The sequence below is a fragment of the Streptomyces sp. NPDC004284 genome, assembly GCF_042874035.1.
Classification (GTDB): domain Bacteria; phylum Actinomycetota; class Actinomycetes; order Streptomycetales; family Streptomycetaceae; genus Streptomyces.
On sequence record NZ_JBIAMJ010000007.1, the window covers coordinates 344,935 to 360,635 of the forward strand.

Here is a 15,701-nt window from a genome sequence, read left to right on the forward strand (position 1 = left end):
GGGTACGACCGGTCACGACTGCTGGTGCAGTCCGAGATTCTCGTAGATCTCGAGCGTCGCGGTGGAGCTGTTGAGCGTGATGAAGTGCAGTCCGGGGACACCCTCGGAGAGCAGACGCGCGCAGAACTCCGTCGCGAACTCGATACCGATGGAGCGTACAGCGGCGGGATCGTCCTTGACGGCGAGGATGCGCTCTTTCACATCCGCCGGGAAGACGGCGTTGCTCAGCTGGGGCAGCCGGTCGAGGGTCTTCACGTTCACGACGGGCATGACCTCGGGGATGATCGGGGTCTCGCAGCCCGCCTTCTCGACGCTGTCGCGAAGCCGCAGGTAGTTCTCCGGGTCGAAGAACATCTGGGTGATCGCGTAGTCGGCGCCCGCGCGGCACTTGTCCACGAAGTGCCGGATGTCCGTGTCCCAGTCGGTGGACCGGGGGTGCATCTCCGGGAAGGCGGCGACGCCGACGCAGAAGTCTCCCGACTCCTTGATCAGCCGGACGAGGTCGGCGGCGTACTTCACGCCCTCCGGGTGCTCGACCCACTCGCCCAGCGGGTCGCCCGGCGGGTCGCCGCGGACGGCGAGCATGTTCCGGATGCCCACGTCGGCGTACTGGCCGAGGATGTTCCGCAGCTCGGCGACCGAGTGGTCGACGGCCGTGAGGTGGGCGACGGGGGTGAGCGTGGTGTCGGAGGCGATCTTCTGGGTGGCCTTGACGGTGCCGCCGCGGGTGGAGCCGCCGGCGCCGTAGGTCACGGAGACGAAGCTGGGGCCGACCGCCTCGACCCGGCGCATGGCGTTCCAGAGCACCTGCTCGCCCTTCTCGGTCCGGGGCGCGTAGAACTCGAAGGAGTACGACGTCTCTCCGGCGGCGAGGATCTCCCGGACCGTGCGCGCACGGTCCGAGCGGATGGATGCGGTACCAAGGGCCATACGGGCAGGTTAGACGTGGGGCGGGGGACCGCGTAGGCGGCGTCCGAGTAATGGACACCTTTTCGGACAACTTTCGGGGTACGCCGTGCGCCACACGACGCGGTCGGCGTGCCCCCCGGTTGCGGGCTCAGTCCTCGGCGCGCTCGCGGACGCGCTTGGCGAGGGCGGCCGTCGCGGCGGCCGGGTCGGCGGCCTCGGTGAGGGCGCGGACGACGACGATCCGGCGGGCGCCCGCGTCCAGGACCTCGTCGAGGTTGGTCTCGTCGATGCCGCCGATGGCGAACCAGGGCCGGTCCTGGGCCAGCTCCGCCGCGTACCGCACGAGGCCGAGGCCCGGCGCGTACCGTCCGGGCTTGGTGGGGGTGGGCCAGCAGGGTCCGGTGCAGAAGTAGTCCACGCCCGGCTCGGCGGCGGCCGCGGCGACCTCGGTCTCCGCGTGGCAGGAGCGGCCGATCAGCACCTCGTCGCCGAGGATCGCGCGGGCGGCGGGCACGGGCAGGTCGCCCTGGCCGAGGTGGAGGACGTCGGAGCCGATGGCGTGGGCGACGTCGGCCCGGTCGTTCACCGCGAGGAGCTTGCCGTGCCGGCGGGCGGCCTCGGCGAAGACGGCGAGGTGCTCCAGCTCCTCACCGGCCTCCATGCCCTTGTCGCGGAGCTGCACGATGTCCACGCCGGAGGAGAGCACGGCGTCGAGGAAGGCCGGCAGGTCGCCCTGGCGCTTCCGGGCGTCGGTGCACAGGTAGAGCCGGGCGTCGGCGAGCCGCTCACGAGGCGTGGACATGGGTGGGTTCCCCCCGTTCGTGCGCCGGCGCCGCGGGGGGGGGGGGCGCCGCGGGGGGGGGGGCCGCGCCCCCCCCCGGGGGGGGGGTTTTGGGGGGGGGGCCCCCGGGGGGGGCCGCGGGCGCGGGGGGGGCGGCCCGGGGGGGGGCCCGCCCCCCGCGACACCCGCTGGTGTCTTCGGTGCGTGCGCTCGTCAGATGGCGAGCGCCTGGGCGCGGCGCTTCACCTCCGTGCCGCGGTTCTCGTTGAGCGCCTGCGCGGGCGTGCCCGGCAGGCTCTCGTCCGGAGTGAAGAGCCACTCCAGCATCTCCTCGTTGGTGAAGCCGTCGTCCCGCAGCACGGTCAGGAGTCCGACGAGACCCTTGACGATCTTGTCGCCCTGGATGAAGGCGGCGGGGATCTGCAGGGCGTTGTTCTCGCCGCGGCGCACGGCGATGAGCTGACCTTCCTTGATCAGCTGCCGCACGCGCACCACGTCGATGTCGAGCATCTCCGCGATGTCGGGCACGTAGAGCCAGGCGGGGACGAGCGCATCGATCTTTACGTCAATCTCGGTCACGGGACAAGCCTGCCATCCCGGACCGGCAGCCGGTAGTCGGGCCCTACCGGACTGCCGCCTTCAGGGGGACGGACGGGTCGGCGGCGCGCTCCGGGTCGACGGGGACGGCGGCCTCGATGAGCTTGCGGCCCTGGGCCAGGTCGCGGGGGCGGCCGACCGCGAGGAGGGCCACCGGCACGCCGTCGCGCAGCCAGAGCACGGACCAGGCCTCGTCGGCCGGGTCGCCGCGCCACAGCAGCTCGTCCGCGCCCGCGTGGTGGCCGGCGTACTGCACGAAGCGGCCGAACTGCTCGGACCAGAAGTACGGCACGGGGTCGTACGGCGCGTCGGCGGCCCCGGTGATCGCGGCGGCGACCGCGCGGGGGCCCTGGAGGGCGTTGTCCCAGTGGTGGACGAGGAGGCGCTCGCCGTAACGGGCGGAGGGGAAGGAGGCGCAGTCGCCGACGGCGTACACATCGGGCAGGGAGGTGCGCAGCCGGTCGTCGGCGGTGACGGCGCCGCTCGGGTCGAGGGCGATGCCGGAGCCGGTGAGCCAGCCCGTGGCGGGGCGGGCGCCGATGCCGACGACGACGGCGTCGGCGGGCAGTTCGCGGCCGTCGTCGAGGACGACGCGGCCCGGTGCGCCGGGCTCGACGGTGCGCACGCGCGCGTGGGTGAGGAGTTCGGCGCCGTTCGCCCCGTACCACTCGGCCATGGGGGCGGTGACCTCGGCGGGCAGCGCCGCGGCGAGGGGGCGGTCGGCGGCCTCGACGACGGTGACGGCGCAGCCCGCCTCGCGCGCGGCGGTGGCGAACTCGGCGCCGATCCAGCCGGCGCCGACGACCACGACGGAGTGGCGGCGCTCCAGGACGGGCCCGAGGCGCACGGCGTCGTCGAGGGTCCGCAGCAGATGGACCCCGGGGACGCCCTCGGTGCCGGGCAGGGTGACGGGGTGGGCCCCGGTGGCGAGGACCAGGACGTCGTACGCGACGGGTCCGGCCTCGGTGTCGATCTCGTGGTCGGCGGCGCGCAGCCCGGTGACGTCCAGGCCGAGGCGGAGCTCGATGCCGAGGTCCTCGAAGTCGATCTCGAAGGCGGAGTCCTCGGCCTTGCCGAGGAGGATCGCCTTGGAGAGCGGCGGCCGGTCGTAGGGCTGGTGGGGCTCGGCCCCGATGAGGGTCACGGGGCCGGTGAAGCCCTGCTCGCGCAGGGCGACGGCGGTCTGGACGCCCGCCATTCCGGCACCGACGATCACGACGTGCTGCTGGGCCTGCTTCTGCTCGGTCACCCGACCACCTTACGCATCTGACGGACCGTCAGAAAAGGAGGGGTCTGTGACCCCCCGGAGACGCGGGCTAGTCTGGCGGGCGTAAAGCACTCGCGGGAGCCCGGACGCACCGGGCTGAGAGGGAGGCTGGGACGGCCTCCGACCGTACGAACCTGATCCGGGTCATGCCGGCGAAGGGAGGGGCTGGACGCCCATGCGTTCTTCCGATGTCCTGAGGTCCGACGTCCTCGTGGTCGGGGGCGGCATCATCGGCCTGGTCACGGCCTGGCGGGCCGCGCAGCGCGGACTGCGCACCGCCGTCGTCGACCCGGACCCGGGCGGCGGGGCCGCGCGGGTCGCGGCCGGCATGCTCGCCGCCGTCACCGAACTCCACTACGGCGAGGAGACCCTGCTCGGGCTCAACCTCGCCTCCGCGGCGCGCTATCCCGCGTTCGTCGCCGAACTGGAGGAAGCCTCCGGCCACGACGTCGGCTACCGCGCCTGCGGCACCCTCGCCGTCGCCCTCGACGCCGACGACCGGGCCCACCTGCGCGAACTGCACGCCCTGCAGACCCGCTGCGGGCTCGTCTCCGAGTGGCTCAGCGGCCGCGAGTGCCGCCGCCTCGAACCGATGCTGGCCCCGGGCGTGCGGGGCGGACTGCGGGTCGACGGGGACCACCAGGTCGACCCGCGCCGACTGGCCGCCGCGCTCGTGGTGGCCTGCGAGCGGGCCGGGGTGGTCTTCCACCGCACGCTCGCGGAGCGCCTGGCGGTCGTCCGCGACCGGGCCCGCGGGGTCCTCCTCGCCGGCGGCGAGGAGCTGACGGCGGACCAGGTCGTCCTCGCCGCGGGCAGCCTCAGCGGCCGCCTCGCGGGCGTCCCCGACGAGGTCCTTCCGCCGGTCCGCCCCGTGAAGGGCCAGGTCCTGCGCCTCCGCGTCCCCGCCCCGTACGCCCCCTTCCTCTCCCGCACCGTCCGGGCCGTCGTCCGCGGCAGCCACGTCTACCTGGTGCCCCGCGAGAACGGCGAGCTCGTCGTCGGCGCCACCAGCGAGGAACTGGGCTGGGACACCACGGTGACGGCGGGCGGGGTGTACGAACTCCTCCGCGACGCCCACGAGCTGGTCCCGGGCCTCACCGAGCTGCCGCTCACCGAGACGCGCGCCGGGCTGCGCCCCGGCTCCCCCGACAACGCCCCGCTGCTCGGCCCCACCTCCCTGCCCGGCCTCCACCTGGCCACCGGCCACTACCGCAACGGGGTGCTGCTCACCCCCGTCACCGGCGACGTCATGGCCGAGGCGCTCACCACGGGCACCCTCCCCGACGAGGCCCGCCCCTTCACCCCCCGCCGTTTCTCCCCTGTACGTCAGGAGCAGCCCGCATGAACGTGTCCGTCAACGGCGAGCCCCGGGTCCTGACGGGCCCCCTCTCCCTGGACGCCCTCGTGGCCACCCTCACCACGGCCCGCGCCGGGGTCGCCGCGGCGCTCAACGAGACGGTCGTCCCCCGCGGCGAGTGGGCCACGACGCTGCTCGGCGAGGGCGACCGGGTGGAAGTCCTCACGGCAGTGCAGGGAGGCTGAGCCAGATGTCCGACGACGTCTTCACCCTCGGCGGTACGGAGTTCTCCTCCCGCCTCATCATGGGCACCGGCGGCGCCCCCAGCCTCGACGTCCTGGAACGCTCCCTCGTCGCCAGCGGTACGGAGCTCACCACGGTCGCCATGCGGCGCCTGGACCCGACCGTCCAGGGCTCGGTCCTCTCCGTCCTGGAACGCCTCGGCATCCGGGTCCTGCCGAACACGGCGGGCTGCTACACGGCGGGCGAGGCCGTCCTCACGGCCCGGCTGGCGCGGGAGGCGCTGGGCACGGACTGGATCAAGCTGGAGGTCGTGGCGGACGAGCGGACCCTGCTGCCGGACGGGGAGGAGCTCCTCGCCGCGGCCGAGACCCTCGTCGACGACGGCTTCACCGTCCTCCCCTACACCAACGACGACCCCGTCCTCGCCCGGAAGCTGGAGGACGTCGGCTGCGCCGCGATCATGCCGCTCGGCTCCCCCATCGGCTCCGGCCTCGGCATCCGCAACCCGCACAACTTCCAGCTGATCACGGAGCGCGCCGGCGTCCCGGTGATCCTCGACGCCGGCGCCGGAACCGCCTCCGACGCGGCGCTCGCGATGGAGCTGGGGTGCGCGGCGGTCATGCTGGCGTCGGCGGTGACGCGGGCGCAGGAGCCGGTCCTCATGGCTTCGGCGATGCGGCACGCGGTGGAGGCGGGCCGCCTCGCCCACCGCGCCGGCCGCATCCCCCGCCGCCACTTCGCCGAGGCGTCCTCCCCCACGACGGGCCAGGCCCGCCTGGACCCGGAACGCCCCGCCTTCTGAGTCGTCGCGGGCCTCCGCCCGCACGGGGTGCGGCGCGTCACAGGTGCGCTGCAGTCCCGGGCGGCAGGCCGAGGCTTCCGCCCCGCCCTCGTAGACTCGTCGCCGTGGACACGACCCTTCAGGACCCCCTCGTCGGGCGGCTGCTCGACGGCCGCTACCGCGTCGACGCGCGCATCGCCGTCGGCGGGATGGCCACGGTCTACCGGGCCGTGGACACCCGCCTCGACCGCGTGCTCGCGCTCAAGGTGATGCACCCGGCCCTCGCGACCGACGCCGCCTTCGTGGAGCGGTTCATCCGGGAGGCGAAGTCCGTCGCCCGGCTCGCGCACCCGAACGTCGTCGGCGTCTTCGACCAGGGCGCCGAGGGCGCGTACGTGTATCTGGCGATGGAGTACGTCGCCGGCTGCACGCTCCGCGACGTCCTGCGCGAGCGCGGCGCCCTGTCGCCCCGGGCCGCGCTCGACATCCTGGAGCCGGTGCTCGCCGCGCTCGGCGCCGCGCACCGGGCCGGGTTCGTGCACCGGGACATGAAGCCGGAGAACGTCCTGATAGGGGACGACGGCCGGGTGAAGGTCGCGGACTTCGGTCTCGTACGGGCCGTGGGCACGGCGACGGCCACCACCGGCTCGGTCCTCGGCACGGTCTCGTACCTCGCGCCGGAGCAGATCGAGCACGGCACCGCCGACACCCGCGCCGACGTGTACGCCTGCGGTGTCGTCCTCTACGAGATGCTGACCGGCGGCAAGCCGCACTCCGGCGACACCCCCGCCCAGGTGCTCTACCAGCACCTGAACACCGACGTGCCCGCCCCGTCCGCCACCGCCCCGGGCATCGCCCCGGAGCTGGACGACCTGGTCGCGGCGGCCACGGCCCGCGACCCCGAGCTCCGCCCGTACGACGCCGTCGCCCTGCTCGCCCTGCTCCGGGAGGCCCGCGCCGGGCTCGGCGACGAACAGCTGGACGTGGTGCCCCCGCTGGCGCGGTCCGAGGTCCGCGACACGGCCGAGGACCGGACGAGCGTGATCGCCCGCCCCGTGCCGGTGGCGGCCGAGCACACCAGCCGGCTGCCCGCCCCGGAGGCTCCGCCCGCCGCCCGCCGGCGGCCCCCGCGCGGCCCGCTCCTCCTCGTCGCCGCCGTCCTCCTCGCCCTCGGTCTGGGCGCCGGCGTCTGGTACATCAATTCCGGCCAGTTCACCCGCGTCCCCGCCGTCCTCGGCCAGTCCGAGGCCGCCGCGACGAAACGAATCACCGACGCCGGGCTCGACGTCGGCGGCACGAAGCGCGCGTTCAGCGACGTGTACGAGCGCGGCACGGTCATGGCCGTCGACCCGGCCCCCGGCGAGCGCGTCCGGGGCAACGTCACGGTCACCCTCACGCTCTCCCGCGGCCCGCAGGTCGTGAAGGTCCCCCACCTCAAGAACAAGCCGCTCGCGGAGGCCAGGCGCGCCCTGAAGGAGGAGGGCCTGGCACCCGGGGTGCTCACCTACGCCTTCAGCGACTCCGTCCCGCAGGGCTCCGTGATCAGCACCGACCCCGAGCCCGGCACCGAGCGCAGCCCCGACTCGGCCGTCGCCCTGGTCGTCAGCAAGGGCTCTCCGATCGACGTGCCCGACGTCAGCGGCGAGACCGTCGCCGACGCCACGGCCGCCCTCCAGGAGGAGGGGCTCACCGTGAAGGTCGCCCCCGAGCGGATCAACTCCCCCGAGCCCGCCGGCTCCGTCGCGGCCCAGTCCCTCGCCGGGGGCAGCCGGGCCGCCGAGGGCGACGTCATCACCCTGACCGTCTCCAAGGGCCCGAAGCTCGTCAGGGTCCCCGACGTGACGGGCAGGTCGACCGAGGACGCCCGGGCGGCCCTGGAGGACGCGGGCTTCGAGGTCAGGGTCAAGAAGTCCTTCCCGTACCTCGGCGACACCGTCGCGAGCCAGTCCGTCGAGGGCGGCGGCACCGCGCCCGAGGGCTCCACCATCACCATCACGATCAAGGGACTCTAGAACCTCATGCGCAACCCCGTCGGCGGCCATGTCCCCGTGGCCGGCGGCCTCGCCACCGTCGGCCTCGGCTACGCCCGCGAACTCGGCGCCGAGACCGTGCAGGTCTTCGTCGCCAACCCGCGCGGCTGGGCGACCCCGGCCGGCAACCCCGCCCAGGACGAGCGCTTCCGGGCCGAGTGCGAGGCCGCGTCGATCTCGGCCTGGGTGCACGCCCCGTACCTGATCAACTTCGGGTCCCACACCGAGGCCACGGTGGAGAAGTCCGTGGAGTCGCTGCGGCACTCGCTGCGCCGGGGCCGGGAGATCGGCGCGAAGGGCGTCGTGGTCCACACCGGCTCGGCGACCGGCGGCCGCCCGCGCGAGGTGGCCCTCGCCCAGGTGCGCGAACGGATGCTGCCGCTCCTCGACGAGCTGACCCACGAGGACGATCCGGATCTGCTCCTGGAGTCGACGGCGGGCCAGGGCTTCTCGCTCTGCTCCCGGACCTGGGACTTCGGCCCGTACTTCGACGCCCTCGACCGCCACCCCAAGCTGGGCGTCTGCCTCGACACCTGCCACATCTTCGCGGCCGGGCACGACCTGGCGGGCCCGCACGGGGCGGCGCAGACCCTGGACCTGCTGGTGGAGACGGTCGGCGAGGGGCGGCTGAAACTGATCCACGCCAACGACTCGAAGGACGTGGTGGGCGCGCACAAGGACCGGCACGCGAACATCGGCTCCGGTCACATCGGCGAGGAGGCGTTCCGGAACCTCCTGCGCCACCCGGCCACCGAGAACGTACCGCTGGTCATCGAGACCCCCGGCGGCAAGGAGGGGCACGTGGCCGACGTCGAGCTCCTGAAGAAGCTCCGCGAGCGCCAAGGATGATCATTTCCCCTTGAGGAATACCCTAGGGGGGTATACGGTTCCCGTCGACGACAGAACCGCATACCGAGGCTGGGGGCACCTCATGCAGCACGAAGCGCACGCGCACCACGACCATTCCGGCCACGAGGGCCACGAGGGCCACGAGGGCCACGAGGGCCACGAGGGCCACGAGGGCCACGGCGAGCATGGTGGACATGGCGGGCATGAGGGTCACGGCGGCCACGCAGGGCACGAGGGTCACCACGACCACATCGGCCACCAGAGCCACCAGAGCCACCAGGACCACCAGGACCACGAAGGCCACCAGGGCCACCACGAGGACCACCAGCACCACACCGGCCACTCCGGCCACGACGCCCACTCCGGCCACCACACCCCCGGCGGCACCGTCTCCTGGTCCATGGCCGCCCAGGCCACGCTGCACTGCCTCACCGGCTGCGCCATCGGCGAGATCCTCGGCATGATCGTCGGCACCGCGTTCGGCTGGGGCAACATGCCGACGATGGTCCTCGCGATCGCCCTGGCGTTCTTCTTCGGCTACGCGCTCACCCTGCGCGGCATCCTGTCCGCCGGCGTCGACTTCAAGACGGCCTTCAAGGTCGCCCTCGCCGCCGACACCCTCTCCATCCTCGTCATGGAGATCATCGACAACGGCGTCATCGCCCTCTGGCCCGGCGCCATGGACGCGCACCTCGACGAGGTGCTCTTCTGGATCGCGCTCGCGGCCTCGCTCACCCTCGCCTTCGTGGTGACCACACCGGTGAACAAGTGGATGATCGGCCGCGGCAAGGGCCACGCGGTGGTGCACCGGTACCACCACTGAACGGACGGACCGGACGGGCGGCCCGGGGCCGCTACAGCTCCGGGCCGTCTCCCGGTTCCTCCTGGTACGAGTAGCGCTGCTCCGTCCACGGGTCACCGAGGTTGTGGTAGCCGCGCTCCTCCCAGAAGCCCCGGCGGTCGGCCGCCATGTACTCCACGCCCCGGACCCACTTGGGCCCCTTCCAGGCGTACAGGTGCGGGACGACGAGCCGCAGCGGGAAGCCGTGCTCGGCGGTGAGCAGCTCCCCGTCCTTGTGGGTGGCGAAGATCGTACGGTCCGCGGCGAAGTCGGCGAGGCGCATGTTGGCGCTGTAGCCGTACTCGGCCCAGACCATCACATGCGTGACGTGGGGCGCGGGCGGGGCGAGCTCCAGGATCGTACGGGCGGGGACACCGCCCCATTCGGCCCCGAGCATGCTGAATTTCGTGACGCAGTGAAGATCGGCCACGACCGTGGAGAACGGGAGGGCCGAGAACTCCTCGTGGTTCCAGCAGCGCTTGTCGCCGTCGGCCGTCGCCCCGAAGACGCGGAACTCCCAGCGGTCCGGCTTGAACTTGGGGACGGGCCCGTAATGGGTGACCGGCCAGCCGCGCTGGATCCGCTGCCCGGGCGGCAGTTCCGGCGACAGGTGCGACGAAAGGTCCGGCGAACGATCCGGCTGACCCGCTTCCCGGTGTGCTCCGCTCTCCGGCTGACCCATGTCATCCATGGTGACAGACGGCGAGGGGTGGTCATGACCAGGCGACCACCCGGGCGGCTCGATTCGGGCAACTCACACTAAGCCTGCACTTACTGGACGCCCCCCATTCGGGGTGCGAGGATGCGGCCATCCCGCCTAGTGACGGTGCGGACACATAGCGTGGAAGGATCCTGAAGCGATGCAGGGCGACCCCGAGGTCCTCGAGTTCCTCAACGAGCAGCTGACCGGCGAGCTGACGGCCATCAACCAGTACTGGCTGCACTACCGCATCCAGGACAACAAGGGGTGGACGAAGCTCGCCAAGTACACCCGTGAAGAGTCCATCGACGAGATGAAGCACGCGGACAAGCTGACCGAGCGCATCCTGATGCTCGACGGCCTGCCCAACTACCAGCGGCTCTTCCACGTGCGGGTCGGCCAGACGATCACCGAGATGTTCCAGGCGGACCGCCAGGTCGAGGTGGAGGCGATCGACCGCCTGAGGCGCGGGATCGAGGTCATGCGCGCCAAGGGGGACGTCACGTCCGCCAATCTCTTCGAGGAGATCCTCGCCGACGAGGAGCACCACATCGACTACCTGGACACGCAGCTGGAGCTGATCGAGTCCCTGGGCGAGGCGCTGTACATCTCGACGCTGATCGAGCAGCCCAGCTGAAGCCCCTAGGGCCCTGAGGGTTCCAGGGGGTCTAGGCCGCTTCCCCGAGCGCCACGACCGTCTCCGCCGTCAGGGCGGGCATGCCCTGGTCCACGAGCTCGCGTCGCGGGCAGTTGCCGCGCCCGAGAATGGCCTGAATGCGGCGGACGCAGGAGCCGCAGTCCGTGCCGGCCTTGCAGGCGGAGGCTATCTGGCGGGGCGTGCAGGCGCCCGCGTCCGCGTGCTCCTTGACCTGCTTCTCCGTGACACCGAAGCATGAGCAGACGTACACGCGGTCACCTCCCGCCGAGATCGTTAAGGCTAACCTAACCTTACCCGGCACCCCGGAGGCGCAAAAGCCCTCGATACGACGATGGGGCACGGATCACAACGATCCGTGCCCCATCCCCGTAGGAACCTACTTACTGATCGCGGTACATCTCCGCCACCAGGAAGGCCAGGTCGAGCGACTGGCTGCGGTTGAGCCGCGGGTCGCAGGCCGTCTCGTAGCGCTGGTGCAGGTCGTCGACGAAGATCTCGTCGCCGCCGCCCACGCACTCGGTGACGTCGTCACCGGTGAGCTCGACGTGGATGCCGCCCGGGTGGGTGCCGAGCTCCTTGTGGACCTCGAAGAAGCCCTTGACCTCGTCGAGCACGTCGTCGAAGCGGCGGGTCTTGTGGCCGGAGGCCGCCTCGAAGGTGTTGCCGTGCATCGGGTCGGTGACCCAGGCGACGACCGCGCCGGAGGCGGTGACCTTCTCGACCAGCTCGGGGAGCTTGTCGCGGACCTTGTCGGCGCCCATGCGGACGATGAAGGTCAGCCGGCCCGGCTCGCGGTCCGGGTCGAGACGGTCGATGTAGGTGAGCGCCTCGTCGACCGTGGTGGTCGGGCCGAGCTTGATGCCGATCGGGTTGGCGATCTGCGAGCAGAACTCGATGTGCGCGTGGTCGAGCTGACGGGTGCGCTCACCGATCCAGACCATGTGGCCGGAGGTGTCGTACAGCTTGCCGGTGCGCGAGTCCGTACGGGTCAGGGCGCCCTCGTAGTCGAGCAGCAGCGCCTCGTGGGAGGCGTAGAACTCGACGGCCTTGAACTCGGCCGGGTCGGTGCCGCAGGCCTTCATGAAGTTCAGGGCGTTGTCGATCTCGCGGGCGAGCGCCTCGTAGCGCTGGCCCGAGGGGGACGACTTCACGAAGTCCTGGTTCCAGGCGTGCACCTGGCGCAGGTCGGCGTAGCCACCGGTGGTGAAGGCGCGGACCAGGTTGAGCGTGGAGGCGGAGGCGTTGTACATCCGCTTCAGCCGCTCGGGGTCCGGGATGCGGGCCTTCTCGTTGAAGTCGAAGCCGTTGACCGAGTCGCCGCGGTAGGTCGGCAGGGTCACGCCGTCGCGGGTCTCGGTGCCCTTGGAGCGGGGCTTCGAGTACTGGCCGGCGATGCGGCCGACCTTCACCACGGGCACGGAGGCCGCGTAGGTGAGGACGGCGCTCATCTGGAGCAGCGTCTTGAGCTTGGCCCTGATGTGGTCGGCGGACACGGCGTCGAAGGCCTCGGCGCAGTCGCCGCCCTGGAGGAGGAACGCCTCGCCACGGGCGACGGCTCCCATCCGGGCGCGCAGCTGGTCGCACTCGCCGGCGAAGACGAGCGGAGGATACGACTCGAGGTCCGCGATCACATCGCGCAGAGCCTCGGCATCGGGGTACTCGGGCTGCTGCGCCGCGGGCAGGTCTCGCCAGGTCGCCTTGGCGACGGCGTGGGAATCAGCGTTCACGGTCACAAGCACCACAGTAAGGGGTTCTTCGTCCGGTCCTGTCCCCATGCCCATTGGCTGAGACGCGCGTCTCGAACACCCGTCCGAAATGTCCCTCGGGGATCTTCCCGCTACCGAGTGGTGTTACCCTGCGGCCCGTTTAACAAGAGCAAAGTCGAATTCACAGGGGTGGGCGTGACCCAGAGGCATCGCAGGGATCGCAAGAAGAAACGACTCTTGTACGGAGCGGCGGCTGCCGTCGTCGCCACCGCCACCATCGGCACCATCGCGGTCGCCTCTCCGAGCCTCCTCGGCGCGGCCGGTGACAGCACGTCCGGGGGTGATGCTTCCCTCCAGACGCAGTTCGCAAACGCGGCCCGCGAGTTCGGCGTGCCGCAGAGCGTGCTGATGGCGGTGTCGTACCGCGAGACCCGCTGGGAGTCGCACGGCGGCGTGCCCAGCACCACGGGTGCGTACAACGTCATGGGCCTGACGAAGGTCGACGCCGACGACATCGAGGAGGACGCGAACGAGCGCCTCCTCCACCTCGTGAACGGCACCGGCGACCCGGCCGTCGACAAGAAGATCGACAAGAAGAAGGCACTGGCCTCCCTCCCCGCGAAGACGGTCGACACCGACGACCCGAAGCTCCACACGCTGGACAAGGCCGCCGGGCTGATCGACAGCTCGACCGACTCCGTCCAGAAGGACTCGGCCGCGTCGATCCGGGCCGGTGCGGCGCTCCTCGCCGAGTACCAGAAGCAGGCCGGTGCCGAGCTGTCCGACGACCCGGGCGCCTGGTACCCGGCCGTGGCCCGCTACAGCCAGTCGGAGAACCGCAAGGGCGCCGACCTCTTCACCCAGCGCGTCTTCGAGTCGATCAAGACGGGTGAGCACGAGATCACGGCGGACGGCGAGCAGGTCGTCCTTCCCGCGGACCCGTCCGTGGAGCCGGTCAAGCCGTCGAACGTGCCCCTCGCGGCGAGCTTCGCGGCCACGACCGACACCCAGGTCGAGTGCCCGACCACCGTGGCGTGCACGTTCGACCCGGCCGCGTACCAGCAGGACCTGGGCAACTACAACATCGCGAGCCGCGGGACGAACGGCTACGACGTCCGCCAGATCGTCATCCACGACATCGAGGGCAGCGTCGACGCCGCCAAGACCGTCTTCAAGAACCCGAACAAGTGGGCGAGCGCCCACTACATCGTGGGCGCCGACGGTGGCGTGACCCAGATGGTCGAGACCAAGAACGAGGCGTTCCACGCCGGCAACAAGACCCTCAACATGCACTCGATCGGCATCGAGCACGAGGGCTACGCCATCAAGGGCGACTCCGGCTGGTACACCGAGCCCGAGTACGAGTCCTCCGCGGCCCTCGTGAAGTACCTGGCCGCGAAGTTCTCCATCCCGCTGGACCGCGAGCACATCATCGGTCACGACGACGTGCCGAGCATCCTGGACAGCACGGTCCAGGACCACTGGGACCCGGGCCCGTTCTGGGACTGGAACCACTTCATGAGCCTGGTCGGCGCCCCGACCGGCGCCGGTGGCGCGGGCGGCCTGCTCCAGGCCGGCCAGCTGGTACGGATCGTCCCGCCCCTGACGTCGGCGAACCAGCAGGCGATGAAGTACACCGAGCTGGTCAACGACCAGCCGGTCACCAAGACGACCGCCCCGCTCCCGGTGAACTTCGTCTACCTCTACTCGGAGCCGGTCGCCGACCAGACCAAGGCGCTGACCGACCCGTACATCGGGCTGGGCTCGGGCTGGCAGTTCGGCTCCACCTGGTCGAACAAGGTCACGGCCGGCAGCACCCACGTCGTCGCCGAGTCGCGGCCCGACTGGACCGCCATCTGGTACGGCGGCAAGAAGGCCTGGTTCTACAACCCCGGCGGCCAGTACACGGCCCCCGTGGGCGTGAAGACGGCGATCACCGCCAAGGACGGCGCCACCTCGATCCCGGTCTACGGGCGCACCTACCCCGAGGACGCCGCCTACACGGGCACCGGCGTCCCGGTCCAGGCCAACAACAACGCGTCGCTGACGAAGTACAGCCTCCCGGCCGGGCAGCTGTACGTGAAGGCCGGCGAGCCGGTCACGGGCGACTACTACTACAGCGCCTACAACACCGACGGCACCCGGGTCGTCGGCACGACCAACGTCTTCATCCCGATCCGCTACAACCACCGCATGGCGTGGGTGAAGGCGAGCGACGTCAAGGAGGTCGCGACCAAGCCCGCGGTCACCGCGACCAACCGCTACAACCTCCTCGCCCGTGACGCCTCCGGTGTCCTCTGGCAGTACCAGGGCACCGGCAACGCCTCCGCGCCGTTCCTGGCGCGGTACCGGGTCGGTTCGGGCTGGGGCGCCTACAACGTGATCACGCCGATGACGGCGCTGCGGGCCGACGGCACCGGGGACGCCGTGGCCCGGGACGCCTCGGGTGTGCTCTGGTACTACCAGGGCAGCGGCAACCCGTCCGCGCCGTTCAAGACGCGTCTGAGGACGGGCGGCGGCTGGCAGGTCTACGACCGGATCATCGGTGTGCGTGACGTCACCAACGACGGCAAGCCGGACCTGATCGCCCGCGAGAAGTCGGGTGTCCTGTGGCTGTACAAGGGCACCGGCGTCCCGGCCGCCCCGTTCGCGGCCCGCATCAAGGTCGGCGGCGGCTGGCAGACGTACAACGCGATCGTCAGCACCGGTGATCTGACCGGTGACGGCAAGGCCGACCTGGTCGCCCGCGACACCACCGGGACGCTCTGGTCGTACAAGGGCACCGGCACCGCCACCACGCCGTTCGCGACGCGGCTGAAGGTCGGCGGCGGCTGGGGCGCGTACAACAGCATGGTGGGTCCGAGCGACCTCTCCGGTGACGGCAAGGTCGACTTCGTCGGCCGCGACACCACCGGGGCGCTCTGGTCGTACAAGGGCACCGGCACCGCCACCACGCCGTTCGCCACCCGCGTCAACGTCGGCCCCGGCTGGCAGACGTACAACCTGATCTTCTGATCGGATCGCAGGGCCGCGGGGCCCGGT

At 71.7% G+C, this 15,701-nt stretch carries 15 protein-coding genes and 1 riboswitch; of the genes, 8 read left to right on the top strand and 7 right to left on the bottom strand.

All coding sequences use genetic code 11. From position 1 onward, the window contains the following. Window positions 1-12: 12 nt before the first annotated feature. The 4 genes from metF to ACFYUS_RS20865 form a co-directional block, all read right to left on the bottom strand. Window positions 13-930 (bottom strand): methylenetetrahydrofolate reductase [NAD(P)H], encoded by a 918-nt coding sequence (gene metF, locus ACFYUS_RS20850; protein WP_388853870.1) that lies wholly within the window; start codon window positions 928-930, stop codon window positions 13-15. 127 nt (window positions 931-1,057) lie between these two features. Further along, window positions 1,058-1,711 (bottom strand): thiamine phosphate synthase, encoded by a 654-nt coding sequence (thiE, locus tag ACFYUS_RS20855; RefSeq protein ID WP_388853872.1) that lies wholly within the window; start codon window positions 1,709-1,711, stop codon window positions 1,058-1,060. Between the two features lie 192 nt (window positions 1,712-1,903). Continuing rightward, window positions 1,904-2,269: an Rv2175c family DNA-binding protein gene (locus ACFYUS_RS20860; RefSeq protein ID WP_376584676.1), complete on the bottom strand. Its 366-nt coding sequence runs from the start codon at window positions 2,267-2,269 to the stop codon at window positions 1,904-1,906. 43 nt (window positions 2,270-2,312) lie between these two features. Next, window positions 2,313-3,485 (bottom strand): NAD(P)/FAD-dependent oxidoreductase, encoded by a 1,173-nt coding sequence (locus tag ACFYUS_RS20865; RefSeq protein ID WP_388854151.1) that lies wholly within the window; start codon window positions 3,483-3,485, stop codon window positions 2,313-2,315. A gap of 133 nt (window positions 3,486-3,618) precedes the next feature. Then, window positions 3,619-3,732: riboswitch (TPP riboswitch) on the top strand. Here ACFYUS_RS20865 and thiO point away from each other — a divergent pair. The 6 genes from thiO (at window position 3,730) to ACFYUS_RS20895 (ending at window position 9,577) form a co-directional block, all read left to right on the top strand. Further along, window positions 3,730-4,899, top strand: a complete 1,170-nt coding sequence (gene thiO, locus ACFYUS_RS20870; RefSeq protein ID WP_388853875.1) for a glycine oxidase ThiO — start codon at window positions 3,730-3,732, stop codon at window positions 4,897-4,899. Its footprint overlaps the riboswitch before it by 3 nt. Next, the gene (gene thiS, locus ACFYUS_RS20875) at window positions 4,896-5,096 is read left to right on the top strand and encodes a sulfur carrier protein ThiS (protein WP_388853878.1); all 201 of its coding nucleotides are present in this window, start codon (window positions 4,896-4,898) and stop codon (window positions 5,094-5,096) included. Before thiO ends, thiS begins: the two co-directional genes overlap by 4 nt. 5 nt (window positions 5,097-5,101) lie before the next feature. Further along, window positions 5,102-5,896, top strand: coding sequence for a thiazole synthase (locus ACFYUS_RS20880; protein ID WP_388853881.1), 795 nt, complete (start codon window positions 5,102-5,104; stop codon window positions 5,894-5,896). A gap of 104 nt (window positions 5,897-6,000) precedes the next feature. Next, window positions 6,001-7,887, top strand: a complete 1,887-nt coding sequence (gene pknB / locus ACFYUS_RS20885) for a Stk1 family PASTA domain-containing Ser/Thr kinase (RefSeq protein WP_388853884.1) — start codon at window positions 6,001-6,003, stop codon at window positions 7,885-7,887. Between the two features lie 6 nt (window positions 7,888-7,893). After that, window positions 7,894-8,754, top strand: coding sequence for a deoxyribonuclease IV (locus ACFYUS_RS20890; protein WP_388853887.1), 861 nt, complete (start codon window positions 7,894-7,896; stop codon window positions 8,752-8,754). 250 nt (window positions 8,755-9,004) lie between these two features. After that, the gene (locus ACFYUS_RS20895) at window positions 9,005-9,577 is read left to right on the top strand and encodes a DUF4396 domain-containing protein (RefSeq protein ID WP_388854154.1); all 573 of its coding nucleotides are present in this window, start codon (window positions 9,005-9,007) and stop codon (window positions 9,575-9,577) included. 31 nt (window positions 9,578-9,608) lie between these two features. Here the strand turns inward: ACFYUS_RS20895 and ACFYUS_RS20900 are convergent, their stop codons facing one another. Beyond that, the gene (locus ACFYUS_RS20900) at window positions 9,609-10,277 is read right to left on the bottom strand and encodes a sulfite oxidase-like oxidoreductase (RefSeq protein ID WP_388853890.1); all 669 of its coding nucleotides are present in this window, start codon (window positions 10,275-10,277) and stop codon (window positions 9,609-9,611) included. Between the two features lie 178 nt (window positions 10,278-10,455). Here ACFYUS_RS20900 and bfr point away from each other — a divergent pair, with 178 nt between their 5' ends. Then, window positions 10,456-10,932, top strand: a complete 477-nt coding sequence (gene bfr, locus ACFYUS_RS20905; protein ID WP_360783200.1) for a bacterioferritin — start codon at window positions 10,456-10,458, stop codon at window positions 10,930-10,932. 31 nt (window positions 10,933-10,963) lie between these two features. On the opposite strand, the gene ACFYUS_RS20910 is transcribed toward bfr, so the two are convergent. Both ACFYUS_RS20910 and ACFYUS_RS20915 read right to left on the bottom strand, forming a co-directional pair. Then, on the bottom strand, window positions 10,964-11,203 hold the full coding sequence (locus ACFYUS_RS20910; RefSeq protein ID WP_388853893.1) for a bacterioferritin-associated ferredoxin: 240 nt from the start codon (window positions 11,201-11,203) through the stop codon (window positions 10,964-10,966). A gap of 130 nt (window positions 11,204-11,333) precedes the next feature. Then, window positions 11,334-12,728: a class II 3-deoxy-7-phosphoheptulonate synthase gene (locus ACFYUS_RS20915; protein ID WP_388853896.1), complete on the bottom strand. Its 1,395-nt coding sequence runs from the start codon at window positions 12,726-12,728 to the stop codon at window positions 11,334-11,336. 126 nt (window positions 12,729-12,854) lie between these two features. Here ACFYUS_RS20915 and ACFYUS_RS20920 point away from each other — a divergent pair, with 126 nt between their 5' ends. Next, entirely contained in the window at window positions 12,855-15,674 is a 2,820-nt protein-coding gene (locus ACFYUS_RS20920; protein WP_388853899.1) for an N-acetylmuramoyl-L-alanine amidase, read from the top strand. Window positions 15,675-15,701: the final 27 nt, after the last annotated feature.